At 47.5% G+C, this 26,624-nt stretch carries 25 protein-coding genes and 1 pseudogene; 7 read left to right on the forward strand and 19 right to left on the reverse strand.

Translation table 11 applies throughout. From position 1 onward, the window contains the following. Positions 1 to 25: 25 nt before the first annotated feature. Positions 26 to 337, forward strand: a complete 312-nt coding sequence (locus DMN77_RS16330) for a dehydrogenase (RefSeq protein ID WP_068778347.1) — start codon at positions 26 to 28, stop codon at positions 335 to 337. On the opposite strand, the gene DMN77_RS16335 is transcribed toward DMN77_RS16330, so the two are convergent. From DMN77_RS16335 to yyaC, 5 genes are all read right to left on the reverse strand, one after another. Beyond that, entirely contained in the window at positions 292 to 2,661 is a 2,370-nt protein-coding gene (locus DMN77_RS16335) for an O-antigen ligase family protein (RefSeq protein ID WP_179015711.1), read from the reverse strand. The genes DMN77_RS16330 and DMN77_RS16335 overlap by 46 nt on opposite strands. 1,852 nt (positions 2,662 to 4,513) lie before the next feature. Then, positions 4,514 to 5,707: a class I SAM-dependent methyltransferase gene (locus DMN77_RS16340; RefSeq protein WP_068778352.1), complete on the reverse strand. Its 1,194-nt coding sequence runs from the start codon at positions 5,705 to 5,707 to the stop codon at positions 4,514 to 4,516. A gap of 81 nt (positions 5,708 to 5,788) precedes the next feature. Further along, on the reverse strand, positions 5,789 to 6,451 hold the full coding sequence (locus DMN77_RS16345) for a DUF6483 family protein (protein WP_068778353.1): 663 nt from the start codon (positions 6,449 to 6,451) through the stop codon (positions 5,789 to 5,791). A gap of 70 nt (positions 6,452 to 6,521) precedes the next feature. Then, positions 6,522 to 7,310: an alpha/beta fold hydrolase gene (locus DMN77_RS16350; protein WP_179015712.1), complete on the reverse strand. Its 789-nt coding sequence runs from the start codon at positions 7,308 to 7,310 to the stop codon at positions 6,522 to 6,524. Between the two features lie 35 nt (positions 7,311 to 7,345). Beyond that, a complete protein-coding gene (gene yyaC / locus DMN77_RS16355; RefSeq protein ID WP_068778355.1) occupies positions 7,346 to 7,882 on the reverse strand; it encodes a spore protease YyaC in 537 nt (178 codons plus the stop codon). Positions 7,883 to 8,099: 217 nt separating this feature from the next. Here yyaC and DMN77_RS16360 point away from each other — a divergent pair, with 217 nt between their 5' ends. The 3 genes from DMN77_RS16360 to DMN77_RS16370 all read left to right on the forward strand — a co-directional run bounded on the left by DMN77_RS16360 (position 8,100) and on the right by DMN77_RS16370 (position 9,204). Continuing rightward, the gene (locus DMN77_RS16360; protein WP_179015713.1) at positions 8,100 to 8,531 is read left to right on the forward strand and encodes a YtxH domain-containing protein; all 432 of its coding nucleotides are present in this window, start codon (positions 8,100 to 8,102) and stop codon (positions 8,529 to 8,531) included. Between the two features lie 97 nt (positions 8,532 to 8,628). Then, positions 8,629 to 8,946 carry a DUF5665 domain-containing protein gene (locus DMN77_RS16365; protein ID WP_179015714.1) on the forward strand — a complete coding sequence of 106 codons (318 nt, stop codon included), beginning with the start codon at positions 8,629 to 8,631 and terminating at the stop codon, positions 8,944 to 8,946. A gap of 33 nt (positions 8,947 to 8,979) precedes the next feature. Next, positions 8,980 to 9,204 carry a hypothetical protein gene (locus tag DMN77_RS16370; protein ID WP_068778358.1) on the forward strand — a complete coding sequence of 75 codons (225 nt, stop codon included), beginning with the start codon at positions 8,980 to 8,982 and terminating at the stop codon, positions 9,202 to 9,204. A gap of 59 nt (positions 9,205 to 9,263) precedes the next feature. On the opposite strand, the gene DMN77_RS16375 is transcribed toward DMN77_RS16370, so the two are convergent. The 9 genes and pseudogenes from DMN77_RS16375 to DMN77_RS16415 all read right to left on the reverse strand — a co-directional run bounded on the left by DMN77_RS16375 (position 9,264) and on the right by DMN77_RS16415 (position 19,365). Further along, positions 9,264 to 10,046 carry a sigma-70 family RNA polymerase sigma factor gene (locus tag DMN77_RS16375; RefSeq protein ID WP_068778359.1) on the reverse strand — a complete coding sequence of 261 codons (783 nt, stop codon included), beginning with the start codon at positions 10,044 to 10,046 and terminating at the stop codon, positions 9,264 to 9,266. Next, positions 10,043 to 10,495 carry an anti-sigma B factor RsbW gene (gene rsbW / locus DMN77_RS16380; protein WP_179015715.1) on the reverse strand — a complete coding sequence of 151 codons (453 nt, stop codon included), beginning with the start codon at positions 10,493 to 10,495 and terminating at the stop codon, positions 10,043 to 10,045. Before rsbW ends, DMN77_RS16375 begins: the two co-directional genes overlap by 4 nt. A gap of 19 nt (positions 10,496 to 10,514) precedes the next feature. Continuing rightward, entirely contained in the window at positions 10,515 to 10,850 is a 336-nt protein-coding gene (locus DMN77_RS16385; protein WP_179015716.1) for an STAS domain-containing protein, read from the reverse strand. A 211-nt stretch (positions 10,851 to 11,061) separates the two neighbouring features. After that, positions 11,062 to 12,246 (reverse strand): annotated as a pseudogene (locus tag DMN77_RS16390) (response regulator); the annotation flags it as partial. A 30-nt stretch (positions 12,247 to 12,276) separates the two neighbouring features. Continuing rightward, entirely contained in the window at positions 12,277 to 13,152 is an 876-nt protein-coding gene (locus DMN77_RS16395) for a CheR family methyltransferase (RefSeq protein WP_068778363.1), read from the reverse strand. A 54-nt stretch (positions 13,153 to 13,206) separates the two neighbouring features. Continuing rightward, positions 13,207 to 16,878 (reverse strand): response regulator, encoded by a 3,672-nt coding sequence (locus tag DMN77_RS16400; RefSeq protein WP_179015717.1) that lies wholly within the window; start codon positions 16,876 to 16,878, stop codon positions 13,207 to 13,209. Position 16,879: 1 nt separating this feature from the next. After that, positions 16,880 to 18,040: a PP2C family protein-serine/threonine phosphatase gene (locus tag DMN77_RS16405; protein ID WP_179015718.1), complete on the reverse strand. Its 1,161-nt coding sequence runs from the start codon at positions 18,038 to 18,040 to the stop codon at positions 16,880 to 16,882. A gap of 296 nt (positions 18,041 to 18,336) precedes the next feature. Then, complete coding sequence (locus DMN77_RS16410; protein WP_068778366.1) at positions 18,337 to 18,678, reverse strand: YflT domain-containing protein; 342 nt, start codon at positions 18,676 to 18,678, stop codon at positions 18,337 to 18,339. 204 nt (positions 18,679 to 18,882) lie between these two features. Further along, positions 18,883 to 19,365 carry a DUF948 domain-containing protein gene (locus tag DMN77_RS16415; RefSeq protein WP_068778367.1) on the reverse strand — a complete coding sequence of 161 codons (483 nt, stop codon included), beginning with the start codon at positions 19,363 to 19,365 and terminating at the stop codon, positions 18,883 to 18,885. A gap of 264 nt (positions 19,366 to 19,629) precedes the next feature. Between DMN77_RS16415 and DMN77_RS16420 the strand changes: the two genes are divergently transcribed. After that, positions 19,630 to 19,800: a DUF1328 domain-containing protein gene (locus DMN77_RS16420; protein WP_082789908.1), complete on the forward strand. Its 171-nt coding sequence runs from the start codon at positions 19,630 to 19,632 to the stop codon at positions 19,798 to 19,800. 49 nt (positions 19,801 to 19,849) lie between these two features. Here DMN77_RS16420 and DMN77_RS16425 read toward each other — a convergent pair whose 3' ends face one another. Beyond that, positions 19,850 to 20,422: a hypothetical protein gene (locus DMN77_RS16425; protein WP_179015719.1), complete on the reverse strand. Its 573-nt coding sequence runs from the start codon at positions 20,420 to 20,422 to the stop codon at positions 19,850 to 19,852. Positions 20,423 to 20,538: 116 nt separating this feature from the next. On the opposite strand from DMN77_RS16425, the gene DMN77_RS16430 reads away from it, so the two are divergent. Then, positions 20,539 to 20,853, forward strand: a complete 315-nt coding sequence (locus tag DMN77_RS16430) for a hypothetical protein (RefSeq protein WP_068778370.1) — start codon at positions 20,539 to 20,541, stop codon at positions 20,851 to 20,853. Positions 20,854 to 20,960: 107 nt separating this feature from the next. Here DMN77_RS16430 and DMN77_RS16435 read toward each other — a convergent pair whose 3' ends face one another. Together DMN77_RS16435 and DMN77_RS16440 are read right to left on the reverse strand one after the other, a co-directional pair. Continuing rightward, on the reverse strand, positions 20,961 to 21,971 hold the full coding sequence (locus tag DMN77_RS16435) for a C40 family peptidase (RefSeq protein ID WP_179015720.1): 1,011 nt from the start codon (positions 21,969 to 21,971) through the stop codon (positions 20,961 to 20,963). Positions 21,972 to 22,331: 360 nt separating this feature from the next. Continuing rightward, a complete protein-coding gene (locus DMN77_RS16440) occupies positions 22,332 to 23,219 on the reverse strand; it encodes a cation diffusion facilitator family transporter (protein WP_068778372.1) in 888 nt (295 codons plus the stop codon). Positions 23,220 to 23,500: 281 nt separating this feature from the next. Between DMN77_RS16440 and DMN77_RS16445 the strand changes: the two genes are divergently transcribed. Then, entirely contained in the window at positions 23,501 to 23,686 is a 186-nt protein-coding gene (locus tag DMN77_RS16445) for a hypothetical protein (protein ID WP_068778373.1), read from the forward strand. Positions 23,687 to 23,808: 122 nt separating this feature from the next. Here DMN77_RS16445 and DMN77_RS16450 read toward each other — a convergent pair whose 3' ends face one another. Continuing rightward, entirely contained in the window at positions 23,809 to 25,434 is a 1,626-nt protein-coding gene (locus tag DMN77_RS16450; RefSeq protein ID WP_068778374.1) for an ABC-F family ATP-binding cassette domain-containing protein, read from the reverse strand. 128 nt (positions 25,435 to 25,562) lie between these two features. Then, on the reverse strand, positions 25,563 to 26,513 hold the full coding sequence (locus DMN77_RS16455) for an MBL fold metallo-hydrolase (protein WP_068778375.1): 951 nt from the start codon (positions 26,511 to 26,513) through the stop codon (positions 25,563 to 25,565). Between the last annotated feature and the right edge of the window lie 111 nt (positions 26,514 to 26,624).

The following is a 26,624-nucleotide window of genomic DNA, read 5'->3' on the forward strand; positions in this document are numbered from 1 at the left end:
GTTGTGGAAAAGGAGGCATACACCTATGAAGGATTCCCCCGGCAAACATCGGACTTCCCTCCCAACGCCGCGTAAAATACGCAGAGGGTGCAGCAAGGAACTATACCGAACAGTTAAACGACTGGGCATCTATATACCACAGGATAAAATCGCTGAGGGAGAGGCGCTATATTATAAAAAGGTAATTGAAAACCTGCTTTGGATCGCTGAACAACACAGCAACCGCAAGGCGCTCGCCGATTGGTGGGATGAAGCGGTTAGCGGAGAGCTGGCAGAGCTATGGCAGGTCGATCAAGGCCAGCTGAAGCGGGCATTCCGCAACGCGTTTGGCGGCTGATGCCCATGCTTAAGCGCGTATAATTCCCTGCCTCTCACTCTGGCTTCCCAGGTTAATCTAAACTTGCGATCATTACGCCAGGATGTATTGTGAGCCATCCGCTCAACCAAACGGGAATAGTTGCGATACATTCGAATGCCCGCTTCAGTGGCGATTTCAGCCTCATCTTCCCTCCCGGCTGCCTGGAGCCTTCTCGCCAGAAGATAAGCTTGCGGCAGCATATCCGTCTGGGCCGCTCCATTGAAGCGGTCCAGAGCGGCGGCCCGCTGGAAAGCCGGGCGGGCGCGCAGGTCGTCGCGCTGCCCTGCCGCCGTCCCCAGCGCCGCCAACAATTCGGGATTCTCCCGTTCATAGCGAAGCCCTTGCTGCAGAAGCGGCAAGGACTCCCGCGGGCGAGAGCGGGCCGCCAGAGCCAGGCGGGCGGCGGTATTAGACGGCGATGCGGCAAGCGCTCGCTGCAGCAGCAAGGGCTGTTCTGGCCCTGCCGCTGCCTCGGCGCGAGCGTGCAGAAGCTGGCTGGCCGCAAGGCGCAAGCCAGCCACGCTTGCCGCCGGCAGCGCGGCGGCAAGCAGCCCGGCGGCCGCAAAGCGCAGCGCGGCTGCAGCCATTGTTGCTGTTCGATCCGGAACGATGGCGGCAATCATCCCCGGCATGACAGCGCTATGGACAGCCGAAGCCCCCCTGCCTCGCGGCTTCGATGCGATTGGCACTTCAGGCGATGAAACCGTGGGGACAAGCGCTGCCACGGCAAACATCAAGAGCAGTGCCCAATACAGACCATAGCTCATATCAAAATCGATCATGCTGTGCAAGCATAACACGATCCAAGAGGGAAATAAGCCGCTGCGTCCCCTATGCTCTCGGAGCATCTGCCAAGCGATAGCTCCCAGCCAGAGCAGCACGACCAGCAGCCCGGCCAAACCCAGATCAAGCGTCATATCAATGAAGCCGCTATGCACCTCGGTGCCGACATAGGGGCGGCTCTGTATGCTGCGAAACGACAGCCGCCATGTATCCCCGCCACGCCCGATCCAAGGCGAGCGCAGGAACAGCTTCCATGCGTCGGCATACATATCCCAGCGCGCAGAGAGCGTAGCGACCCTCAGTCCGCGCGCAAGCAGCGGGGCGAGCGCCAGGAGCAGGCAGAGGCCCGTCAGCGACAGGGCCAGCGCCTTGGTGCGGGTGCTCGGCACCGCGCCCGCACCCCAAGCGGCTGCAAGCGGGCCGCTTGACCCCCGCGCCGCGGCGGCGCCATGCGCCCGCCCGCCGCCGCGATGGGCAGGCCCGGACAGGGCCAGCGCAGCCGCCATCACGGCGGCAAGCAGCAGCAGTCCGGGCAGCGGGGACGGCGCCAGTTGCGCAGCGCTCAACTGGCGGGCAAGCAGCGCAGCGGCGGCGAGGAACACGCCGCTGTGCCGCACAAACCTGCTGCGCTCGGCACCGCGCAGCAGCAGCCAGGCTGCGGCCCAGCCAACCGCGCCGGCGAGGTACGCGCCGCGCGACTCCGTCAGCAGCAGGCAGAGCAGAAGCAGCAGCACCTGCGCTCCACTCTGCTGCCCCTTCCAGCCCGCGGAGCGCTTGAAGTCAGAGGAAGGCTGACGAACAAGGGATAGTAAACGCTCCAACAGCAGGGCCGCGGCAACTGCTCCAAAAGTATTCGGATATTGCAGCAATCCGCCTAACCTTGCGCCTGTAAAGCTAACCTCGCAGTCGCCTGTACGCAGTATTGCATAAGGTATGGAAACAATACCGAGAACAGCTCCAACTGCGGACAAGCTGAATAACCAGGAGGTCCAGGACAAGCCCTGCCGGATTAGCTTCCTCCCCCTCTCCCGGTCACTCATACTCAGTCTAAGCATTGCTAACCCAAGCAAAGCATAAAATAGCCATTCGAGAGCAGAGATCATCGTTGCATACACCGATAGCCGTACAGACGGAATCACTAGATGCAAGCTATAAATCCCTGCGATAACGAATGGCCCGCTACAAATCCATACATACAAACGAAGACTCCGTCGGTTAGAGGATGGATTGGAGAGCGGGAGCATGATTTTTTTGTGGCCAAGTCTCCTGATCATCCCTTTTACCAGGTATCCAACCATAAGAAGAAATGCACAAACAAACCACAAGCCCATCAGAACCAGAGATGAAATGCTGTCCGTGAAGAACATTCCACTGTTCAGACAAATGGCCACCATAGTAATCCATACAAATGCGCCTAATCCCCCTATGGCCCCCAACGGCTTGATCAAGCTAATAAAAGTATCCCGCCACCGTCCAAACGAAATCTTATCCCTAATTGGCTCATCCCTCCATCTCCACACCGTTATCCCCCCTCTCATAGGTAAAATCCAACCCTTCCTCCAATTTCGCTAGGCCGCAAGCGCAATAAAGAGGAGTTCTGCAAATATAAAACTACATGAATGCAGCATTATGTGATCGAACATATCAAGCGCTCAAAAGCAACTGCTAGAGCAAGAAAAGTAACTGCGCCCTATTAAAGGACACTTTGACCTATTAAAGCAAAAAAATGCATTTTTTCGCGAACCTCTCTCTTAATAACGAAACCGCATACCCAAGACTGGATGCTAACGATCAAACCTGCCCAGTAATTTGACCAATAACAATATAGGGCGCCACATAATGGTTACACAAAAAGGGCCTCTGTAAGACAAGTCGAAATATCGACTCACTCGCCCTCCTACCAGACAGTCGAGACAGCGATAGTCTTCTCTCACTTAGCTCTAACGAAAGTGGATATCGCTATTTAGACCAAAATGAGCCTCTTCCAATTCTAACGAAACTGGGTATCGTTATTGTGGCAGTTTAGGCGGTAAAGCGCCGTTTTCTCCCCGAATAGCGATATGGTGTTTCGTTAGATTTTACTTACCGGCGTTTTTGAGGAAATAACGATTCGTAGGTTCGTTAGAGGATCCAAAGGGCGGACGTGTATTTAAACCGTTGGATCTTCCATTTGATTCCCCACCTCCTACCGGACAGTCGAGACAGCGATAGTTTTCTCTCACTTAGCTCTAACGAAACTGGATATCGCTATTTAGACCAAAATGAGCCTCTTCCAATTCTAACGAAACTGGGTATCGTTATTGTGGCAGTTTAGGCGGTAAAGCGCCGTTTTCTCCCCGAATAGCGATATGGTGTTTCGTTAGATTTTACTTACCGGCGTTTTTGAGGAAATAACGATTCGTAGGTTCGTTAGAGGATCCAAAGGGCGGACATGTATCTAAACCGGTGGATCTTCCATTTGATTCCCCACCTCCTATCGAACAGTCGAGACAGAGATAGTTTTCTACTTAGCTCTAACGAAACTGGATATCGCTATTTAGACCAAAATGAGCCTCTTCCAATTCTAACGAAACTGGGTATCGTTATTGTGGCAATTTAGGCGGTAAAGCGCCGTTTTCTCCCCGAATAGCGTTATGGTGTTTCGTTAGATTTTATTTGCCGGCGTTTTTGAGGAAATAACGATTCGTAGGTTCGTTAGAGACTAAAGGGCAGACGGAAGAAGCAGTTTCCAATATAAAAAGGCCAACACATATAGTGTTGACCTGAAATTACGGCTGCAAACCGTTGCGTTGTGCTAAGAGTATACAAATCGAGCTGTACTATGAATATTAACATTATTCTATACTACAAATATTCAAATCTCACTATGGCTAAATATTCAACTCGTATTGTATGTGAGTGTTGAATTTGTTCTGTACTACGAATACTCAAATACTCGCTGTGGCTATAAGTTTTCAAATCGCGATTAGCCTTTTTCCTCCATGATCGTGAGCAATAAAGCGCGGCGCATGTTCGTTGAGTAATAAGGAGCAGTTGAAAACATCATCACTGATCGCTAAACGATAGAACCCACCGTATGTTCACTTTTCATAGAGACACTGAGAGCAGCGCATTTCGCTAAGCAATAGAGCCCACTGCATGCTCACTTATCGTAGAGCCACAGAGAACACCGCATTTCGCTAAGCAATAGAACCCACCGTATGTTCACTTATCGCTTTGCAGTGGAACCGCGCCAGTATCGCTGGTTGAATAGTAGTGCATCGCAGTTATGGCCTATCCCCGAACAGTAGCGGACTGCTATATCGCCTTTCGCTGTGCAACAGAGCAGCGCAGCAAGGCTCGTTCGCACCTAGGCACATTTCTGCCGATGCATTATGCTTCTGTCGGCAGAAGATCGCGACAGGCTTTTTCCAGATAGGGAGAAGCGCCGAGGAAATCACGGAAGGCGGTATATTCGCGCCATAGGGCAGCGGTATTTCCGGCGGGAGATTTTACCGCCCGGATGAGAATATTTTTCGGCGTATGCTCCATATCGATAAATTCAAGCAGCTGCGTCTTGTAGCCGAGAATATCGAGCAGCTTGGCCCGGATTCCGTCTGTTGCCAGAGCGGAGAAGCGTTCCTTCAAAATGCCATGACTAAGCAGCGGCTCCATCACTTCATTACGAACCTGTGCGAACAATTCATGCTGGCAGCAAGGCACAGACAGAATTACCGCAGCATCCCAGCGTACCGCTTTCTCCAACGCAGCATCGGTTGCGGTGTCACAGGCATGCAGGGTAACAACCATATCCACCTTGCTCAGCTCGTCATAGTCCGCAATATCGCCGACAAGGAAGCGCAGGTTGTTGTAATTCAGTTTCTCCGCCAGTGCACTGCAATGCTCAATTACATCTGCCTTCAAATCGAGGCCAACGACCTTCAGCTCCCTGCGCTGCTCCACCGATAAATAATGATAGAGAGCGAATGTCAGATAAGATTTGCCGCAGCCGAAATCCACAATCGTAAGCGGTCGATCCGCAGGCAGATGAGGCATGACGTCCTGAACCATTTCAAGGAAGCGGTTGATCTGACGGAATTTATCGTATTTCTTGGCCAGTACCTTCCCATCCCGATTCATAATACCGAGCTCAACCAGAAAAGGAACAGCTCGGCCATCCTCCAGAATATATTCCTTACGCCGGTTATGATGCAAGGAGCCCGGCTGCTTGCTCGGCGACTTCGTCAGAATCGATACCTTGTATTTCTTGCTGATCAGCACCTGATAATCCGCTGCCTCCGTGCAAAGCAGGCCTTGCCGGAAAGTCTCCTCGAACTGCTCTATCAAATACTCGGCCAACTGCTCAGCCGGTATATTCTCATGCGTCACTTTGTTGCTGTAATAATAAGTGAACTGATAATGCAGCCGCTGCTTCAACAGGGCAGGCTTCACCGTTACCTTGCTGTATTCCGTCTCCCCGGGCTTGCGCCGCTGGCTGAGCGTTGCGGTAATCAAGCTGCCCTCCTGAGCTATTTGTTGTATAAGATGTCTTAGTGCTTCCATGAATCCATAACAGCTCACTTTCATTCCAAATATACATATTGTTAACTCCTGCTGCCACAAACTGAAATTGGCAACGCAAAATCGTTCGCTTCCGATTTGCTAGAGTCATACCTCTTGGGTATACTCCCGTTTCTCTACTTCCGCAAGGCCTTCACGAACTTCATGCAAGGGGAGCCCTCCCTTACTAAGCCGCTCGGGCTCGTACAACAGCAGACGTTCATAGAAGGCTAACGCCTGCTGCTTGGTGATCGCCCCGGCATCAAGCAGACGATACAATACGTTCTCCGCTTGATCAAATCGCTCATGAGCTTCTTCATAATCGAGCAGCAAGCGCTCAGTATCCAAGGGCAGTCGATAATCCTTCAGGCGCGACATCAGCTTGGCCGTCTCCGTCTGTAAATTCCATAACGAAGAATCAGCACCGTGCAGGTCTGCCGCCAGATAGAGATGGAGCGACTTCATGAGCCGAAACAGCCCCTCATCTTGCCGTCCCTGGGCGATATAGATATCCCCCTCCTCCTGCAGCAGCCTTGCCAAGCTCTGAAGCTTATCGGCCTCTACTTTTCCACCAGTGCGGAATATTTCCACAATATCACGAGCTGACAAAGAACCGATCATCCGTGAATTTAGCCTGAACTGTTCTTTATATAGATCGTCCAGCTTCCACAGCGCTTCTATCAGCTTGTTCTGTTGCTTAAGTCCGAAAACTTGGCCGATGACGTCCACCATTTCTTCAATCATGCGGACCAGATAATCCTTTCTCAGCATGATACCCAGCCCCTTCACCGAACATTATATCCGAAAATATCGCGCACATGCGGCATTTCTGGCCGCGATGCTACTTGATATTCCTCATAAAATCACTGATGACAGCGGCAAGCTGATCCGGTGCTTCGTACATGCCCATATGACCGGCGCCCTTAATAACCGCTTTGATCACCCGATCGCCTTCGACCGTAAATGTGCGTTCCAAAGGAATAACTGCATCGTTCTCCCCGGCCACAAGCAGAATCGGCAAATCGGACTCGCTCAACACCTCGCGCCGATCCACACGCTCCCGCATAGCCAGAGCTGCGCCTTGAGCCCCTTGCGGCGGGGTAAGATACCCGATCTCCTTAGCCCGATTCACCTCCGGCTCCATCGTCTGCAGATGTTCCTGTGCAAACAATCCCGGTACCAGGCCATCTACGAAAGCATTGATTCCTTCGTCCTCTATTTTCTCCACCGCTTTAAGCCGCTTCTCCTTCGCTTCCTCACTATCAGGATAAGGAGTCGAATGAATCAACCCGAAGCCGTTCAAGCGGGATGAATAACGTTCTGCCAAGGACAAGGTGATGTAACCTCCAAGGGAATGACCCAAAAGTGTATACTTCGGGACACCCATCTGCTCCATCAACGCGGCGATATCATCAGCCATCTGGTCTATTGTATAGGGGCCCGCAGGAGCTCCGGTTGCGCCATGCCCGCGCAGATCTGGCATCACAACGCGATATTCCCCAGATAATAGAGGGGCAAGCTTCTCCCAATAGGCAGAGCTTCCGCAGAATCCATGCAGCAATACAATTGTTGGCCCTTGCCCTTGCTCCTGGTAGGCTACAGATATTCCATTGGCTAATAGGCTTGTCATAACAAATCCCCTCTCCATTATTTATAATTATTGAATCATGACTTAAATACCTTAACAATCGCTCCCGTGATCTCATCCGCCATCCGCATAACCTTATATAACGAGGTCATTTGCAGCGTCCAATACGGCTTGGGTCCCTTCACATTAACAACCGCTGCTACGCTATAATGACCTGCTGCCGGAAGCTGTTGTCCAACTGATTGGGCGGGGTATAAAGGCTGTGCAGAAACAAGATAACAGCCTACTGAGGCTGGAGAACCTAAACTTGCATCAATGGCGACAATAATATGCTCTTTAGGAATAGACGCGATTCGCTGCTCCAGATTGTCCGCATCACAAGGATGCTGCAAGGTGCCAACTACATTAGCCATGCCCTGTTCCTCAAGTCTGGCACCAACCAGTGGGCCCAGCGCATCCCCAGTTGAACGATCCGTCCCGATACATAGAAAGGTAATGTCCTCCCTTTCATGCTTCCTGCGAACTTCTTTGAAAAAAACTGCCAGCTCACTGCCCACTATTCTTTTTCGTTCCATTCCCAAGTTTGACATTTCACACGAATCATTAAGAACCATTCTCCACCCCCCTCATGCTTATCAGGTTACCATGATTGTACCGCACCGCTAAATGAACCGCAAAACAGCAAATACAAGCAAGCGCCACTGTTGAAATTTGTTCTCCTCCTGGATCAGCGTTGTTTCATTAGCATGCAAGCAGGTTATATATTAACTAAGCATAGGAACTCAGCAGTAAATTAAGTTAACTTTATCAACGTATTAAGGAGTGATTTACATGAATACAGAAGAGACTAACGCTCAAATACAAGGAAGTTCAAACTTGACAAAAGGAATCGTCATCGGAGCTCTGCTTGGAGCAGCAGCAGCCCTCTTGTTCGCTCCTAAATCAGGACGAGAGCTGCGCAGCAATCTGTCGGAGAAAATCAGTGCAACAGCGGATAAGTCAAAGGAAATCGCAAATGTTGCTAAAGACAAGGTCACAGACTTGGCCAAGACCGTCTCAGAAAAGACTTCGGATCTTGCCGATTCAGTGGGATCCGGTGCAAGTCAAGTGATGTCCAGCGTGAAGGAAGCAGCGGCTGATGTCTCCGGTACAATTTCTGAAGAATCCACTAAAGTCTTCGATAAGACAAAGCAGCTCTCTCATGAAGCTGCTGACGAAGTAGAGAAAACGGCTGCCAATGCCAAACGAGATCTAAAAAGCTAACGCCGGCTTCTTCATAAGTTTATGAAATTCATAAATCAGCCAGTTCAGTCCACTGGCTGATTTCTTGTATAAAAAGGTAGGTTAGGAGGAAATCTAAATGGCTGAACCCTATCTTAAAAAATCAAGCACCTCTACCGAGTTGCAACACGAAGTCGGACGCTTAAATCAACGGCTTGATTTCATAGCCGCAAAGCTGGAAAAAGCAAAGATAAAAGATATTATTGAGAATTACACAAATCCCAAACGATTAATCCTTAGCAATTTTATGGCGGGTTTATCGCGCGGACTAGGACTCAGTATTGGAACCTTTATTGTTCTGGGCTTGCTTGGCTGGATTCTCAGTCTGTTCGTTAATCTGCCGATGATCGGGGACTACATTAAAGAACTGCAGGATTATATTCAGTTACAGCCGTAACAAAATATCATTTCAGAAAGGGGATTGTTAAACATGGCTTTTAAAACTCCGGAGCAAGCACAAGAGGATTATGTCAGACAGCAGATCAATAAGACCCAGCAGGGGGATTATCCGAAACATAAAAAGGTGGAGGAAGCCGAGAACGGATCCATGATTAACGATATGGAGGATTTGGTCCAGCTCGGAGAAGATATGGAGCAAATGAAAACTAACAGTGAAGATCATGAGAACGGCCTAAAGTCTGATCCGGAACAATAAACAGGCTTTCTCATAAAACTAAAACACACCGTATGCAAAATACGGTGTGTTTTTTAAATCTATATATAATCAACTTGATTATTGCCAGACATCATTTGCCTTAGCTTCTCCGTCGCTCTTCTCTGAATACGGGATATGCTCATTTGCGAGACGCCCAATTTTTGTGCGATCGCACGCTGGGACTGGCCTTCCTCAAAAGCTAACAACAGCACCTGTTTCTCTTGTTCCTGAAGCTCGTCCAGCGCCTGCAGCAAGTCCATTCTTTTCTCAAGCGTATCGTAATCATCCGCCTCCGAGCTGATCATTTCGCCAAGCGTGGCAGCGCTTTCCTCTTGAGATATTGGAGAATCCAATGAGATGTAATGGTAACACTCCCTGCCGGCAAGGATCTCTAATGTCTCTTCCTCCGAAAGCTCCAAGTGATTGGCAATTTCCTCCACGCGAGGCGATCGCTCCAGCTTCACGGTCAACTCATCGATCGCAAGCTGGACCGTCGCTCCCTTTTCCTTAATCCGTCTCGGCACCTGCAGATACCACGATTTATCCCGCAGGAAATTCTTCATATGGCCTATAATACTTTTCATCGCATAGGGCTCAAAAGGTATACCCAGCTGGGCATCGTACTGCTGCAGCAGGCGGATCATAGCCATTTGGCCTACTTGATTCAGATCTTCATACAGATCCGGACGATTGCGCGAAATTTTACCAGCGGCCATTTTAACGATAGGCTCATATTTCTGTATCAATTGAGTTGCTAATTCCTTACTTTGGCTCTGTTGATATTCCATGATCATACGGGTTGATTCTTTCCAGGACTCTTGGGGAGTCGTATTTCCCTTCATACAAGCTCCCTGGTTATATTCAGCCGCTTAGTCATAACGACCTTTGTGCCTTTACCAGCTTCGCTCACGACATCCACATCATCCATCAGCGCCTGCATCAAATAGAACCCCAGACCGCCAACTTGTATGTCACTTAACTCTTTGTCGTGAAGCGAAGCTGCCTCATCCGCCATGTTCCACATGTCAAAGCTCTCCCCTTCGTCTCTGACTGTCATGATCAAGGCCTCAGAAGATACTTCAAAGGTTACCTCCATTACACCGTTCCCATGCTTGTAAGCATACAGAACCGCGTTGTTGCATGCCTCAGATATAGCGACCTTCATATCCTCAATCTCCTCATAGGAGAATCCCATTTTGGAGGCTATACCATACAGGTTTAATCTTACAATGTCTACATACTCCGCAGTGGCCGGCAAACTAATTACAACGGTTTGTACTTCCTCTATCATTCTTACTCTATCCTTTCCCTTAGGAATTCTCCTGTACAGTGAAAAACTTGGTTATCCCTGTCATATCAAACAGCTTTTGAATTTGTCCCGGCACTTCCTCAATATAAAATCCAGCATTCATCCCATTTCTTGCTTTTAGAATAGAGAGCAGGATTCCAATTCCCGTACTATCAATATACTCAAGCTCCTTAAGATTAAGGATCAACTCGGTATTCTGATCCGTCACAAACGGCTCTATCATTTTGCGAAAATCAGGAGCAACGGATAAGTCCAACTCACCATGCATATAAATGGTACAAGAGCCATTCTCGCAAATCGTATTTACGGCAAATTTATCATTTTTATTGGTTACCATAGCATTCACTCCTGAAAAATAATATCCAACGGTTTTTACGAAAACGTGCAGCTCCGCTCCTCAGTCCCTAGCTTTATCCAATCTGAGGCCTTTCAAAGAAATACACATCAGAGGTATAGCTTCGGTATTGAAAACCGGCCTTTTTGAACACACACTATATATAACCCGCTGGATCCTCATTTGAAACATAAACTTTATAAGGAGCTGCGGATATTGTAAAAATAAATTTGGCTCCCCTCTCCTGACCGGTCTCTACGCGAATCTCTCCGCCCATCATTTGCACCAGGGTTTGGCAGATAGCCAAGCCAAGACCTGTCCCTCCATATTTTCTGGTCATCGACGAGTCCAGCTGAGAGAAGGGCTTAAACAGGCGATCCATTTGATCGCCAGATATGCCGATCCCCGTGTCCTTAACCGAAAACTCAAGCAGATAACGATCTGAAGCAGCCGCCTCAGGCTCGGGTACAACCTCAAGGAAAATCTCGCCTTCATCCGTGAACTTCACTGCGTTAGCAATTAAATTAATCAACACCTGTCGCAGTCGGTTCATATCCCCATAGATCATCGGGGGGATTGCTTCATGGATGTCATAAGTCAGCTTCAGCCCCTTACGGCTCGCATCGACGGCAAACAAGCTGATCACCTCTTGAACGACCGCTTTGATTTCGAACGGAATTTCCTCCAGCTCCATTTTCCCCGACTCCATCTTTGTAAAATCGAGAATATCATTAATTACCGCTACCAAGGTATCCGCGCTCCGGCGAATAATCTCAGCGTATTGTTTCTGCTCATCCTTAAGTTCGGTATCCAGCAACAGATCAATCATCCCGATTACCCCATTCATAGGGGTACGGATTTCATGACTCATCATCGCCAGAAATTCTGTCTTCGCATTAGCAGCCAGCTCGACAGCTTCCTTCGCTTTGACCAGTTCCTGATTCGTTCGCTCCAGCTCCTGCGTCTTTTGCTTGAGCAGCATGCTCTGGGTTTTCAGACGCTGGTTCGCTAAATACATGTCGATAAAACCCTCGATTTTTGATTTTAATATTTGCGGAATGAACGGCTTTACCATATAATCAATGGCCCCAACGGAGTACCCCTCAAACAAATGCTCAGCATCCTTACTATTGGCCGATATAAAAATAATCGGTATATCCTTGGTTTTGTCCCGCGCCTTAATCAGCTTGGCTGTTTCAATACCGTCCATCCCGGGCATTTGTACATCCAGTACGATGACGGCATACTCATCCCGCAGCAGGTACCTTAAAGCTTCTACTCCTGAAGTGGCCTTAACCAAGCTATATTGATCACTCTTTAAAACGGCTTCCAAGGCTAGCAGATTCTCGGGGCGGTCGTCGACCAACATGATGCGAATGGGCTTACTCCCACTATCCATAGCTATTTCAAATCCTCCGTTATCTCATAATCATTTGATTTTACGATAGATCTTCTCATTCCGATCCAATGGTTCATAACAGCTCTGGTAATTCGAAAAATTGACCGATTCCTTAGCTCCCAATACAAGCACGCCAAAATGGCCCAAGCTTTCATGAAACAGGGCATGCACCCTATTACGAAGCGTCTCGTTGAAGTAGATCATCACATTTCTGCAGAAAATAACATTGAACTCATTAAAAGAACGATCCGTAGCCAAATTGTGCTCTGCAAAAATAATGTTCTTTTTCAAAAAGGGTTGGAAAATAACGGAGTTGTACTGTGCCGTATAGTACTCGGAAAAGGAATGCATCCCTCCGGCGTCGATATAATTCTTGGTGTATTTCTTCATTCTTTGAATATCAAAAACTCCATTTTTTGCGGCTTGCAGCGATCTGTCATTCATATCCGTAGCATAGATTCGAGACTTGTCATACAATCCTTCTTCATGCAGCAATATCGCCATGGAATAGACCTCTTCCCCCGTTGAGCAGCCGGCATGCCAGATGCGGATATAAGGATAGGTGCGAAGTATCGGTACCACCTTCTCGCGAAAAGTCCGGAACAAGGAAGGGTCCCGGAACATTTCTGTGACTGGAATAGAAAGGGCGTACACCAGCCTTTCAAAGCAGGAGCGATCATGCAGCACCTTTTCCTGCAGCCCGGAAATACTCTGCAGCTGTTCCACATGAACATGATGCCATATCCTTCTGCGCAGGGAAGGAAGGGCATAATTGCGAAAGTCATAGCCGTATAATCGATGAATTCCCTCCAGCAGCAATTCCATCTCGATCAGCTCACGCTCGCTTTGATGCTCATCGTCAATCGCTTTATACTCCTCTAATTGCGTATACCCACTTGATGTCATAACACCAACTCCGATTTCTCTGAACTTATTTATACCGTGTTTATATCGGGCTCATTATGAATACAGCCACACACGCATCAACGACAGCAACTGATCGGTCTGGATCGGTTTTTTCACATAGTCGGACGCCCCGGCCTCAATACACTTGGAACGATCCTCTTTCATAGCCTTGGCTGTAAGAGCAATGATAGGCAGCTTCTTATGCTCCGGCATTTCGCGAATCCTCCGCATCGCCTCGTACCCGTCCATCTCCGGCATCATCATATCCATCAGTACCAGGTCAAAGTCTTTATGCTTCTGCAAAATATCCAGCGCCTCCCGGCCATTCTCGGCAAAGACTACGTTCATACGATAACCTTCAAGCACGCTGGACAGCGCAAAGACATTGCGAACATCATCATCGACTAGAAGGATTTTCTTCTTCTCAAACAACTCTTCCTTATTGTGCAGCTTCTGTAGAATCTTTCGTTTGTCCTCAGGCAGATCAGCCTCCACCCGATGAAGGAATAACGTGGTCTCATCCAGCAAGCGCTCAGGAGACTTCACATCTTTAATGATGATAGATTCCGCATACTTTCTTAGCTTCATTTCCTCCTTCCCATCCAGATCCTTGCCTGTATAGATGATGATCGGCAGATTGGTCAAGCTCTCATTATCGCGAATCTTGTCCAGCAGCTGAAACCCTGTCATATCCGTCAGCATTAAATCAAGCACCATACAGTCATAGTGTCTGTTAATCAATTCTTGGATAGCCTCTCTGCCGGTTGACACGGCCTTTATAACTACGTCATCATGTCCGATTAACGCCGTAATGGATTGTCGCTGGATAGCGTCGTCCTCAACGACTAGTAGATACTTAAGATCCTTCTCCGTATACGATTCAATATAGTTAAAAGCCTTTTCCAGCTGTTCCCTGGAGGACGGTTTCTTCAAATAAGCGATAGCTCCCATCATAAGCCCTTGTTTAACGTCATCAACAACAGAAATCACATGTACCGGAATATGTCTTGTAGCCGCATTACTCTTCAATTCATTCAAAATAGCCCAACCATCCATGACTGGCAGCTGAATATCGAGAATAATGGCTTCAGGCAAATATTTACGGGCCATTTCCAGGCCCTCATCCCCCTGTACGGCAACGAGTGATTTAAATCCGTGCTCATGTGACATATCCTGCAATATTTGAGCGAAATGAACATCATCCTCAATAATCAGCAGTATTTTATCATCCGCAGACAAATCGTCTCGATCATCAGCAGGCCTGCTGGACTCTGACAACTCCAGCTCCGTTCCGGCAGGATGATGAGGATACGGTTCAGTCTGGCCAAACAGGGCCGGCAGCTGATGTGCCACCGCCACCTCCTTGTCTGAAATAAATAATTCAGGCGAAGGTTCCTTTGGCAAAAATAAAGTAAACTGACTCCCCTTTCCTTCTACAGACTCTACCGTAATACCGCCGCCAAGCAATTCAGCCAGACCTCGGCTTATAGATAGTCCTAGTCCCGTTCCACCGTAATTCCGGCTTGTAGTGCCGTCAACCTGCTGAAAGGCCCCAAAGATCAACTCGAGCTTATCCTCAGGTATGCCGATGCCGGTATCTTTCACCTTCAAAGCTATATATTCACTGCTGCTATCCAGGAAATATGGGACTTCCTCCGACTCTGCCAAATCAATCATGAGTGATACATAACCCCGATTAGTAAATTTCAAGGCGTTGGACAGCAGGTTGCGTATTATTTGCTTCACGCGATGCCCATCCGTACGCAGCTGATCGGGAACGGAGTCGGCCACTTCAATTTGCAGACCAATATTGTTATCCATAGCTACCGGCCCATAATTTTGCTTAACGTACTCTGTGAGATCATGTAGGGTATACAGCTCTTCATGAATCTCCATCTTGCCTGCATCAACCTTGGACAAATCAAGGATCTCATCGATCATCTTAAGCAGGTCAGATCCTGAATGATGAATCGTTTGCGCATATTCCACCTGCTTAGGGGACAAATTATTCTCTTTGTTCTCATAGAGAAGCTGCGAAAGAATTAACAAGCTGTTCAGCGGTGTCCGCAGCTCATGCGACATATTGGCCAGAAACTCAGATTTATATTTACTGGTTACCGCCAGCTGTGACGCGTGCTGCTCCAACTCACGCTTCGTTTTCTCAATTTCGTTATTCTTCTCCTCTACACGGTGAACCTGCTCTTCCAAAGCGCGCGTCTTTGCAATCAACTCTGTGTTGTAATGCTCAAGCTCTTCCTGCTGTCGCTGCAGCAGCTCTTCGGATCTTTTTAGAGCCTCTGTCTGTTTGCCAAGGTTCTCATTCGATCTGCGCAGTTCTTCCTGATGAGTCTGAAGTTCTTCGGATTGTACCTGGAGTTCTTCAGTCATAGCTTGAGATTCCCGCAGCAATCCCTCCACACGAATCCGTCCCATAATATTATTTAGTATAATCCCTAGGTTATCGGATAATTTCGATAGCAGTTGCTCTTCCAATGGAGTGAATGAATTAAATTTCGCTAATTCTACTACCCCTAGCACTTCCTCTTCAAACATTACAGGGTAGATTAAAATATGCGGTGGTGTCGCACCACCCAGGCCAGAACGAACCGAGACATAATCGACAGGAGCCTCCAGCAAAATAATCGGTTTTTTGTCCATGGCGGCTTGTCCGATCAAACCCTCGCCAACATTAAACACATTCCGAGACTCGATTGCATCATCCCTGGAATAGGACCCGCATAATTGAAGCTCATTCGGATTCTCTTCCATCCGTCTGATATAAAAGGTTCCATATCTTGCTCCAAGCACAGGGGTAAACTCACTGATAAACATTTGCGCGACCTCATCCAATGAATCTATACCATGCAGCATTTCGTTAATCCGCGCTAAATTTTTGTTAAGCCAGGATTGATCCTCCTGATGCTTCATGTACCTGCCCTCGATTTCTTGCTTCTCGATCAGATCCTCGGTCATCTCCTTGAAGGTAGTGGCCACCTCACCAATCTCGTCTTTCATCGGAACAGGCGTTGACATGATGGCTTCAAGATTTCCCTGGGCGAAATGTCGTATCATCCCGCTGACGGTAAAAAGCCCCCGGGCAATACTTGGGAGTACCCATAAGACAACCCCGATGCCTACGAGCAAACCTAGCGCCATAGTAATGACCATAATATTGATGGAGCGGTTGTATTCCTGCTTCGTGTTTGCGATTTCCGTCTCAATCTGAGCATCGAAATAATCCCTGGTATCGCTCAGAGCGTTCAACAGCTCATCCTGCAGTCCCTGACCATTAGATATGCGATAGGATTGTGCGCTCTCATACTGGCCTTTATCAAGCAAATCAAGCAGATTTTCCTCATAACTCATGAACTCATTAAAGAATGTCTCATTGATGTTGATTAACCTACGTTCCTCTGCTGTATCCACCATACTCTGAATTGCAGACAGGTATTGCATTGCGGACTCCTGCTTACTCTCAATCATCTTTCTTCCAGCCGTAATTTTTGCTTCATCCTGTAGCTGCACTAAATTCGTCGAGATCCGCGCCAAATCATTAATATCACCATGCATCCCGGTTGAATTCTTGATCATCAGATATCTTTCCGTGTAAATGCGATCTAATTGCGAGTTCATATACTTAAGACGATCCAAATGGATAAAACCAAGCACCAGGATAATCATCAACAGCAGGCTAAAGCCCAACAGAAGCTTGCTTCTAATCTTCAAATCACATCTCTCCTCCTATAAGCGAAATCCATACCAGGCATTTATCATCTTCACGTTCTCCGGATGAATCATCAGTAAACAATAAACTTTCCATTTCCTCACGGTCATAGTGGGGCCGATCCAAAAGCGTCTTTTCCAGAAATTCAAATTGTTGTTCTGATGTTCCTGCTAATCCTTCCACTAACCCATCCGTATACAACACAACTCGCCCCTCCCCCTCATAGTAGAGGGTTTGAGTTTCTGCCTCCAGCTTATCTAGCAATCCAACGGGCGGACAAACAGTCTCCAAGCGAGTGACTGTTCCATCCTGATAGAACAAGCCCGGGGGATGTCCCGCGTTGACATAATCTATTCTTTGATTCTTCGTATCCACCAATAGATAGATGGCTGTGAAATAGTACTGAATCAGCTGATTATCAATATGTAATTGGTTAAAGCGCCGGTTTAATTCCGATATAACCTGATCCGGCTGAACAAAGGAACTCATGATGCCCTTCAATAATGAAGCAATGAACATGCAAAATAACGATGAGGAAATACCATGTCCCATAATATCGAGCAAAATGACTCCATATTTCCCCTCTCCAAGCGGATACCAGGAGTATAAATCACCCGCGAGCTCGAAGGAGGGCTTGTATATGGCATCAATCGCAATCCCCGACTCCTGAAGCGGTGAGCTTAATACAGCATTCTGCACTAAGGCAGCCAGCTGCAGCTCGGCCTGAATTCGCTGGTCTCTTTCTTTGTGCCAGTCTTTCTCTTCTTTAAGGCGTATAGCTAGGCGAATCCGCGCCATGAGCTCCACCTTATTAATTGGCTTGGTTACATAATCCACCGCACCGGCGTCCAACGCCTCGGCCAACTTGCGTGAATCCCCAATAGCCGTTACCATGATGACCGGAATATCCTTCAATTTCTCATACCGCTGTAATATACGGCAGGCTTCGATTCCATCTATTTCCGGCATCATCATATCCAGCAAAATCAGATCGATGTCCGATGTTATCAGATTCGTATCCTCCTCGTTGCCCTTAATGCCCAGTCTTTGAAACATTCCGAAAGCAGAAGCTGCATCAACGATGTCCTGATAGTTCTCTCTCTTAAGAATCTCTCGAACCACCAATATATTGGTTGGATTGTCATCCACAATTAATATCCGCATATTAATCTCCTTACGATCTCTACTTGTAAATCATCATATAATTCTACCTATGTATAACTATAGCATTTTCCCAATTGTTCCCTTCGTTCATTTTTGAAAAACAGCTATAAGTATATAGAGAATCCCGGTTGCTCAGCCCTTGAATGGGCCTCGATGGGTTTTCGGATTCTGAACCTTTTGAACAACCACTTGCAAAGTGAACATATCGCTAATTTAAAAACCAAGATAAGGAATGGGCGCTTCCCGCCCATTCCTTATCCCTGATTTTCAATTTTGTTGACCTATATGCACGAATCTTAGACACGGCTGACAATTACCAATACTTTGCCAAGATCCAGCTCTCTTTCATAAAATTCCGCCTCGGATTGGGTAAAGCCGAGAGAAACGATTTTCGCTCTAAGTTCATCGCCTCGGGATCGAAATATATTGGCAATTGCCGACAAGGCACCTTCCTCTTCAATCCCTACCTTGTTCGCCCTTGCTACTTCAGCAATCTTGTCAGTTGTGGCTTCATTATGATCTATAACGTAAATATTTTCGGAAAGGTAACCGGCATTACGGAGTTCTTGCACTGCCTCCACAGCTTGGATACCGTTCTCAACCACTCTAGCATATGCTTTATTATCGAATGTACTCATTGTAATCGCTCCTTTTCCATGAAGATGGTTGTTTCTTTCACTAGGACTACTACCGGCTTAATTGTATTTACCCTCGCTTATTTGCTATGAAACATCTATTCCATTAAATCTCGGAGATTACAAAGCAATATAAAAACAACTCCGTACTCACCCTGGAAGGATGAATGCGGAGTTATCTTTAGTCGATATAAAAGTGCCAAGATCTCAAGCGCGATATTTCTGCCACACCGTGGCTGCAATATCTACCCATTTTACCCAACGCTGCTGCTGCCCACCTGAAGATTCATGGATATGTTGATCCGCCGGGGCTTCCGCTTTAACTGCAGTCACCTGTTCTGTTCGTTCTGATCGGGATGCTTTTGGCTTCTTCATCCTGCCGATCAGAGCAGTCGACACCTGCCTGGCAGCTACCGTAACTTCATTTAACACTTCACCTACATTTTTGACAGATTCCATAACCGGGTCTATCTGCTCCATTTTATGCTGCAGGTCGCTTGTGATCGTATTGGCTTGCCTGACCACCCCTTGAACCTCTGTACTTAGCTCATCAATCGTCTCTTTGATTTCTTGCAATGTTTCAGTTGTCTTGTTCAATGATTGCTGTGCCGACACCAGAGTTTTGACCAAAAATACGACAAGAACTGAAAATGCAACGGCAATCACTGCAACGCTAATTTGCCAAATCATAGCTCTCCCTCACCTTCTGCCTATGTCATTACTCCTTGTTACCCTTGGAGATTATTGACGAAACAATTGCAAAAACCATCTTATGGTTCGGTAACGCACCGGGTCATAGGTTCCGGCTAATGTTTCATTCTTAAGTCTCCTGGTTTAATGGTAAAGCAAGTGAACATCAGCTTATTCCTGATTGTACGGTAATTATGTATTTCTGTTCACTTAAGACTTACTTAACACTATACAATAATTTTCAATGAAAGGAAGGTAATTCTCATGTTAAAATGGTCATTAATTTTTCTGATTATAGCTTTGGTCGCCGGTATATTCGGTTTCTTTAATATCGTCGCCGCCGCCACTTCCATCGCCAAGGTGTTATTCTTCATCTTTCTGGTCCTATTCATCATTTCGCTAATTACAGGAAATCGAAGGAACTCTATTAGATAGCAATACGCCAAGCAGGCCCGCCTAAAATCAGGCGGGCCTGCTTATCGCTTTATGAAGATTGAAGAAAATGAATTAATTCAGGTAAATCAAGTGTAAACTTTATTTGAATCGTCTTACCTGGAAACTTCACATCATTAATCGTAACCAGTTTTGGAATATAGTCGCTTAAATATATTGTCATCGCTTCAAGTCCAAATTTCTCCGGCGAAACCGATAAATTTCTTACCTCCAGCGAGCTGGGGTGAAGCAGCAGGGTTCCCCCCGCATATTCCACCCTATATTTTATAGCAGCCCCAACGTCCATAAGCCCCCAGGCCCCATTTACATTAGCGATAATCTGATTTCCATTCAGCTTGAAATCTGCTCCTGTTATTTGAAATGGCAGTTCATTCTCTGCCGCATATTCCGCTAACCCCTTCTTCAATAAATTGTTTACATCGCTCTCCGTTAAGGTTAATGTGGTGTGCCGATTTTCTGCCATTTCTACGAGCTTGTTCTTCCAATTCAACTCCGAATAATTCATATTTAATGTTTGTGATGGCCGGATATAAAGCACGATAGCGGTCATTATAACAACGAACAAAATAATGATGCTGCCTATGATAAGCCTGCCTTTTTTCATTCAAAAGAACCTCATTTTCTGATGTAATTTTGGCTTTCCTGATTCTAACGCCTCCCTAAAGTTTAATACATGGATACAAGCATTTCAAAATTGATAAACCAGGGAGGATTTAAATTATGAAGAAATTTACAGTCATATTAACTTCTATTATTTTCTCGGCCTTAGTTGCAGGCAGCGCATCAGCGGACTATTCACTTCATCCTGTGCAGCAAACCGATGAATGGTCCCCGTATATATCGGTTGCAGAGCCAACTCCCATCGAATTGTCCGCCATTACTGTGTTCTACGCTGCACCGGGAGGCAAATCATTGGGCTCTCTGGAACCCCAGGTAGTCCGTCCAACCGGTAATATCCTCGGTGACTGGGTGCAGATTTACACCTGGTTCGGAGATGCCTGGATCAATATCCCAGGATACATTCCGAGTTATTAATCAATAAGGACCTGAGACTATCATTCTCTGTAGGTTATGTGACAAAAGAAGAAGGCTCTCCAAATCGGAGAGTCTTCTTCTTAATTTATAGCTCTAGTTAAATTGATCTATTTCAATACGCTTCCTCCATACAGGAAACGATATTCCCACGAACCATCAAGCTGATCGATCCGCACTCCACCCGACTCCTTCGAATAGGTGTGGATCATTTTACCATCACCCAAATACATAGCCACATGGGTAATCGTCTCCTTGCTCTTGTCGACATTCTTATACGCTGCCGCAGAGGAGCCCTTGTAGCTCATGAAAAAGACCAGATCGCCTGCTTTCAGCTTGCTAATGCTCGATACCGCCGTGCCGTTGTCCTTCACCCATGCCCCTTGCTTCCGCGAATCTGCTGGCAGCACGATCCCAAGCGCCTCTTTATAGGCCTGTCTTACAAAAGCAGAGCAATCAAATGTCGTCGTTGAATTGCGGTCCGATCCGAATTCATAGGGAGTCCCTAAATATTTCTTGCCTGTGCTAATAACTTTGGCAATCTTCGCCTGATTGGATTCCGATACTCCATCATTAGAACCCGGAGCGGCTCCTTTGATCTGCAAGTATTTGCTTAGACTGCTCACATACCCGGTCTGCCCGTCCGAGGTCTTCACCTTGTAGAAGCTGTCATTGCTCTTCTCCAGAATTGTAACTGCCGTTCCCTTCTTGAGCATCGTAATTATCTTGCCCGAGGTGGTAGACGGAGCGGTTCGCAAATTCACCCCATAGATGACCGTTGCGCTTGTTTGCTCAGGTGCCGCAGGCGCCGAATTTCCGCCGCCAATAGTGATATATTTGCTGGACGAGCTGACATAGCCGGTCTGCCCGTCCGAGGTCTTCACTTTATAGAAGTAACTGTTGCTATTGTCCAAAATAGTTACCGTAGTCCCCTTCTTCACCAGGCCGATAATTTTCCCGGAAGTGGAAGGTTGTTCACGGAGATTGACGCTGCTTACAATTTGTCCCGTCGTCGACGTCTGCGTCGCAGCTGAAGCTGCGGATGCTCTGTCCTGTACAGCCGTGTAAGAGGTAGTTAGTAGAATTGCGCTTAATATCAGGATTGTCGTGCTGCGTTTCATAGTTGCCTCCTTATGGATGATATTGGTCTGATTAGACGAATATTATATAAGTCGCCTTTCTCTGGACTCGTCCCCATTATATCCCTTATCGAATTTTGTCTAAATGCGTCGATTTTCGTGTTATGTATGGCCTTCGCGACAAAATGCCTAAATAATACCCTAAAAAGAAGGACATATTACCCACAAACCCAACATTAACCAACAGCCATTTTGCCAAAAGGATCTTTTTGCGACTATTTCAAGGGGATTACGTGTTCTGCACTTAGACTATAAAACTCCATAAAAAAAGCCGGCAGAGCTCTCTCTACCGACTTCGCTTAGGGCAATCTACTATTTTGTAACACCCAGGCTTATGGACTTCTATTCCTCTTGTTCTAACCCTTCTTCTCTAGGCTCCACATGGACATGGACATGCATCACATTCTTGATCCGCCTCATCCGCTCTTCCACCGTATCACAGATTTCGTGGCCCTCAAGCACCGTTAAATGTGGATCGACCTCGATCACCACATCGACGAGCACGTGGTTGCCATGGACGCGAGCCTTCAAATCCTTAATTTTCTCCACTCCGGGAATCCGTGAGATCGTCCCGCGCAGGTCCCCAAGCTGTTCCTCATCAAAGCCGTCCGTTAACCGATATGTCGAGTCCCTGAATATGTCCCAAGCGGTCTTGCATATCAATACCCCTACGGCCAGAGCAGCTACGATATCAAGCCATGGCATGCCAAATTGCGCCCCGATGATTCCCACCGCCGCCCCTACACTGACCAGAGCATCCGAGAAATTGTCCTTAGCCGCAGCCATTAGCGCCTGATTGTTAATCTGCTGGGCCAGTCCACGATTATATAAGTATACGCCGCCCATCACGACGGCACAGATGATGGCTATCCCCGCTGACCATAAATCAGGCTTCGTCTCATTCCCCGCAAACAGCGAGCGGATCGCCCCGATAATGACCTGAATGCCAACCATCGCCATAATAAAAGAAGCGATAAGCGCGGCCACAGTCTCCGCACGAAAATGCCCGTAAGCATGATCGGAGTCGGGCGGTTTCTGGGAAATTCGCAACCCGATCAATACAGCGAGCGAAGCGACAATATCCGTTAAATTGTTGAATCCGTCCGCGAGCAGCGCGCTCGAAGCGAATAAATAACCACTAATCAGCTTAAAAGCAGACAATATGACATAGGCTGCGATGCTTAACCAAGCCCCTCGTTCACCTTTGCGTATATCCTCGTATACATTCAAGCCCCACACCTCCACACTTGCCTGACAAATTGCAACACTACCAGTTACTAGTGCGCGTCTATAAATTACCTTTAATATCAAAAGCGTTACTACATCGTACCAGATAAAAATCGTGTGGGTCTACAGAAACAGTGTTGCACCAAGGAAAAGTCAGCTAAGACCGCCCGAAACTCCCCATTTCGTGTACTTTTCAATTTAAATCATCATTCCCGTTGTTCCCCTTTTTAAAAACGTATACAATAAGGTCAAGCTTGTTCTTGAACCAGAGGGGGATGATATCGATGACAGAAAATAATGAGCCTCGTAAGATTGGCTTGGCCGAAGCAATGCGCCAGAAACTTCAGCAAAAAAAGGAGCAGCAAGCGGCCAACAAGCCTGGAGCCAAAAATGCCAATCAAATAAAAGCACTCAAAAGCCAAAACAACAAAAAGCCGAACAATCAGCGCCGCCGTACTGGCGGATCATAGGCAACCCTTACAGTAAGTACAAAGACAAAGAGCCGAGAAACCGTCGATTTAGACAGTTCCCGGCTCTTTTAATATATTGTCTTCCGATATTCAAGCGGTGAAAGCAAATTTTCGAAGGGATATTAAGCTTCTTCAGGATACATGCTCTTGCGCAAAGCCTGAATCTCTTCGCTCTCCAGGTACTCATCATAGCTCATAATACGATCGATGATTCCGCTTGGTGTAATCTCGATAATGCGGTTGGCGATCGTCTGAATAAATTGATGGTCATGCGAAGTGAACAGAATCGTTCCATCAAAATCGATTAATCCATTATTCAGCGCCGTGATCGATTCCAAATCAAGGTGGTTGGTCGGCTCATCGAACAGCAGCACGTTAGCGCCGTTCAGCATCATCTTCGCCAGCATACAGCGCACCTTCTCGCCCCCGGACAGCACTGAAGCCTTCTTGAGCGCCTCTTCACCAGAGAACAGCATCCGGCCGAGGAAGCCACGCAAGAATGTCTCATCCTGATCATTGGAATATTGGCGCAGCCAATCCACGAGATTCAGCTCCACCCCATCGAAATAGCTGGAATTATCCTTAGGGAAATAGGCTTGGGAGGTCGTTACGCCCCAACTGTATTCACCGGAATCCGCCTCAAGCTCGCCCATCAGCACTTGGAACAACGTCGTCTTCGGCAGCCCGTTTGGTCCGACAAAAGCGATCTTATCGCCCTTGTTCACCACAAAGCTGACATTATCCAGTATTTTCTCGTTCTCCACAATCTTCGTAACGCTGTCTACGGTCAGCAACTGCTTGCCCGCCTCGCGTTCACCCTTGAAATGCAGGAACGGATATTTACGGTTCGAAGGACGGATGTCATCGAGTGTAATTTTATCAAGCTGCTTCTTACGGGAAGTTGCCTGCTTCGATTTCGAGGCATTCGCCGAGAAGCGCTGAATAAAGGCTTGCAGCTCTTTGATCTTCTCTTCCTTCTTCTTGTTCGCATCGCGCTGCAACTGCTGTGCAAGCTGACTGGATTCATACCAGAAATCATAGTTGCCAACATAGAGCTGGATTTTACCAAAGTCGATGTCAGCGATATGGGTACATACTTTATTCAGGAAGTGACGGTCATGGGATACGACGATAACCGTGCCTTCATAATCCATCAGGAAGTTCTCAAGCCACTGAATCGATTCCAGGTCCAAATGGTTAGTAGGCTCGTCAAGCAGCAAATTGTTCGGACGTCCGAACAATGCTTGGGCCAGGAGGACGCGGACCTTCTCATTCCCGCTGAGCTCCGACATTTTCTTATCATGCATTTCGCGCGGAATGCCCAGACCAATCAGCAATGCGGCTGCATCCGGTTCAGCATCCCAGCCGTTCAGCTCGGCAAATTCGCCCTCCAGTTCGCCAGCACGCATGCCGTCTTCCTCGGAGAAATCCGCCTTGGCATACAAGGCATCCTTCTCTTTCATAATTGAATACAGGCGTTCATGACCCATAATTACCGTCTCCAACACAGGGAACTCATCATATTCATAATGGTTCTGCTTGAGGACTGCCATGCGCTCATTCGGCGTCATGAATACTTCGCCTTGATTCGGTTCAATTTCGCCGGACAGAATCTTCAGGAACGTCGATTTACCCGCTCCGTTTGCTCCGATCAGGCCGTAGCAGTTACCTGCCGTAAATTTTATATTTACATCCTCAAAAAGTGCTCGTTTTCCATAACGGAGCGTTACACCGCTAGTACTTATCATTTAGGCATTACCATCCTTTTTAAATAATGACACTACTGGTTCAACATTATAGCATAGTTCCAGATATAAGTTGAGTACTGCACAGCGATCAGGAACGACTCTGCAAAAAAATAAGGCAACCGTTTCTTTTACGGCCACCTTAAGGTCTCACCATGGTGCAATACGCGAATCTGTTCCTCCGGAATGCCGCGGCGAAGCCGATCCGCTTCAAGTCGATCCAGCGCCTCGCGCGCCGTATCATCCGCCAGTCTGAATGTGCCATAATGCATCGGCACCATCAGTTTGGCCCGAACGTCCTCGAACGCCTGCAGCGCCTCCTCCGGTGTCGTATGCTGAGAGGTCATGAACCATTCCGGCTCATAAGCACCGATTGGCAACAAAGCGATATCGATTTCAAAACGCTCGCCGATCTCGGCGAACCCTCTGAAATATCCGCTATCGCCAGCAAAATACACGATAGGATGCTTCTGTAATTTTGCCTCTACCGTCTCACCGCATAACTCCAGGACGAATCCGCCCCAATGCGACGTATTCGTATCCCACGGCGTCCGGCGTGTCCAGTGCTGCGTAGGGACAAATGTGATCTTCACATTGTCAAGCTGCAGCTCCTCCCACCAGCCAAGCTCATAAGTGCGCTCGAAACCTTTACGGACCATTTTACGCTTTAACCCGCTGGGGACTACGAGCTTTGTCTTGCTCCCATATAATTTGCGGATCGAAGCTAAATGCATATGATCATAATGAGAATGAGATATAAGAATTACGTCAATCTCCGGAATGTCCTGCAGCGGTATTCCCGGCGTGCCCAGCCTCCGCTGGAATCCCATCCGCTTAGCCCACACCGGGTCGGTAACCAGATTCAAACCCGCATACTGAATCAGGAAGGTTGCATGCCCAATCCAGGTGACAGATAGTTCAGAGCGGTTCCCCTGTAGAAAATTCAGATCCGGGGGGAAATTAGGAATGACGTACGAATAATCCTTACGCTTTCTACGGCGTTCATCCCGCCACTGCTTAAACTGCTTCAGTGTCCGGTCCGTCCCGATATTGTCCAAATTGTTGTAACGCTTCCTTGCCATCTTGTATTGGCTCCTCCTTCCAGTCCCCTTCATCCTATGAGAGCCATTAAAATTCCGCCTGTACGACTTACCCCCATTGTAAAACAACTATCCCGTCATTCCAAATTTCAA

The organism is Paenibacillus sp. 79R4 (genome assembly GCF_013393165.1).
In the GTDB taxonomy this organism is placed as follows: domain Bacteria; phylum Bacillota; class Bacilli; order Paenibacillales; family Paenibacillaceae; genus Fontibacillus.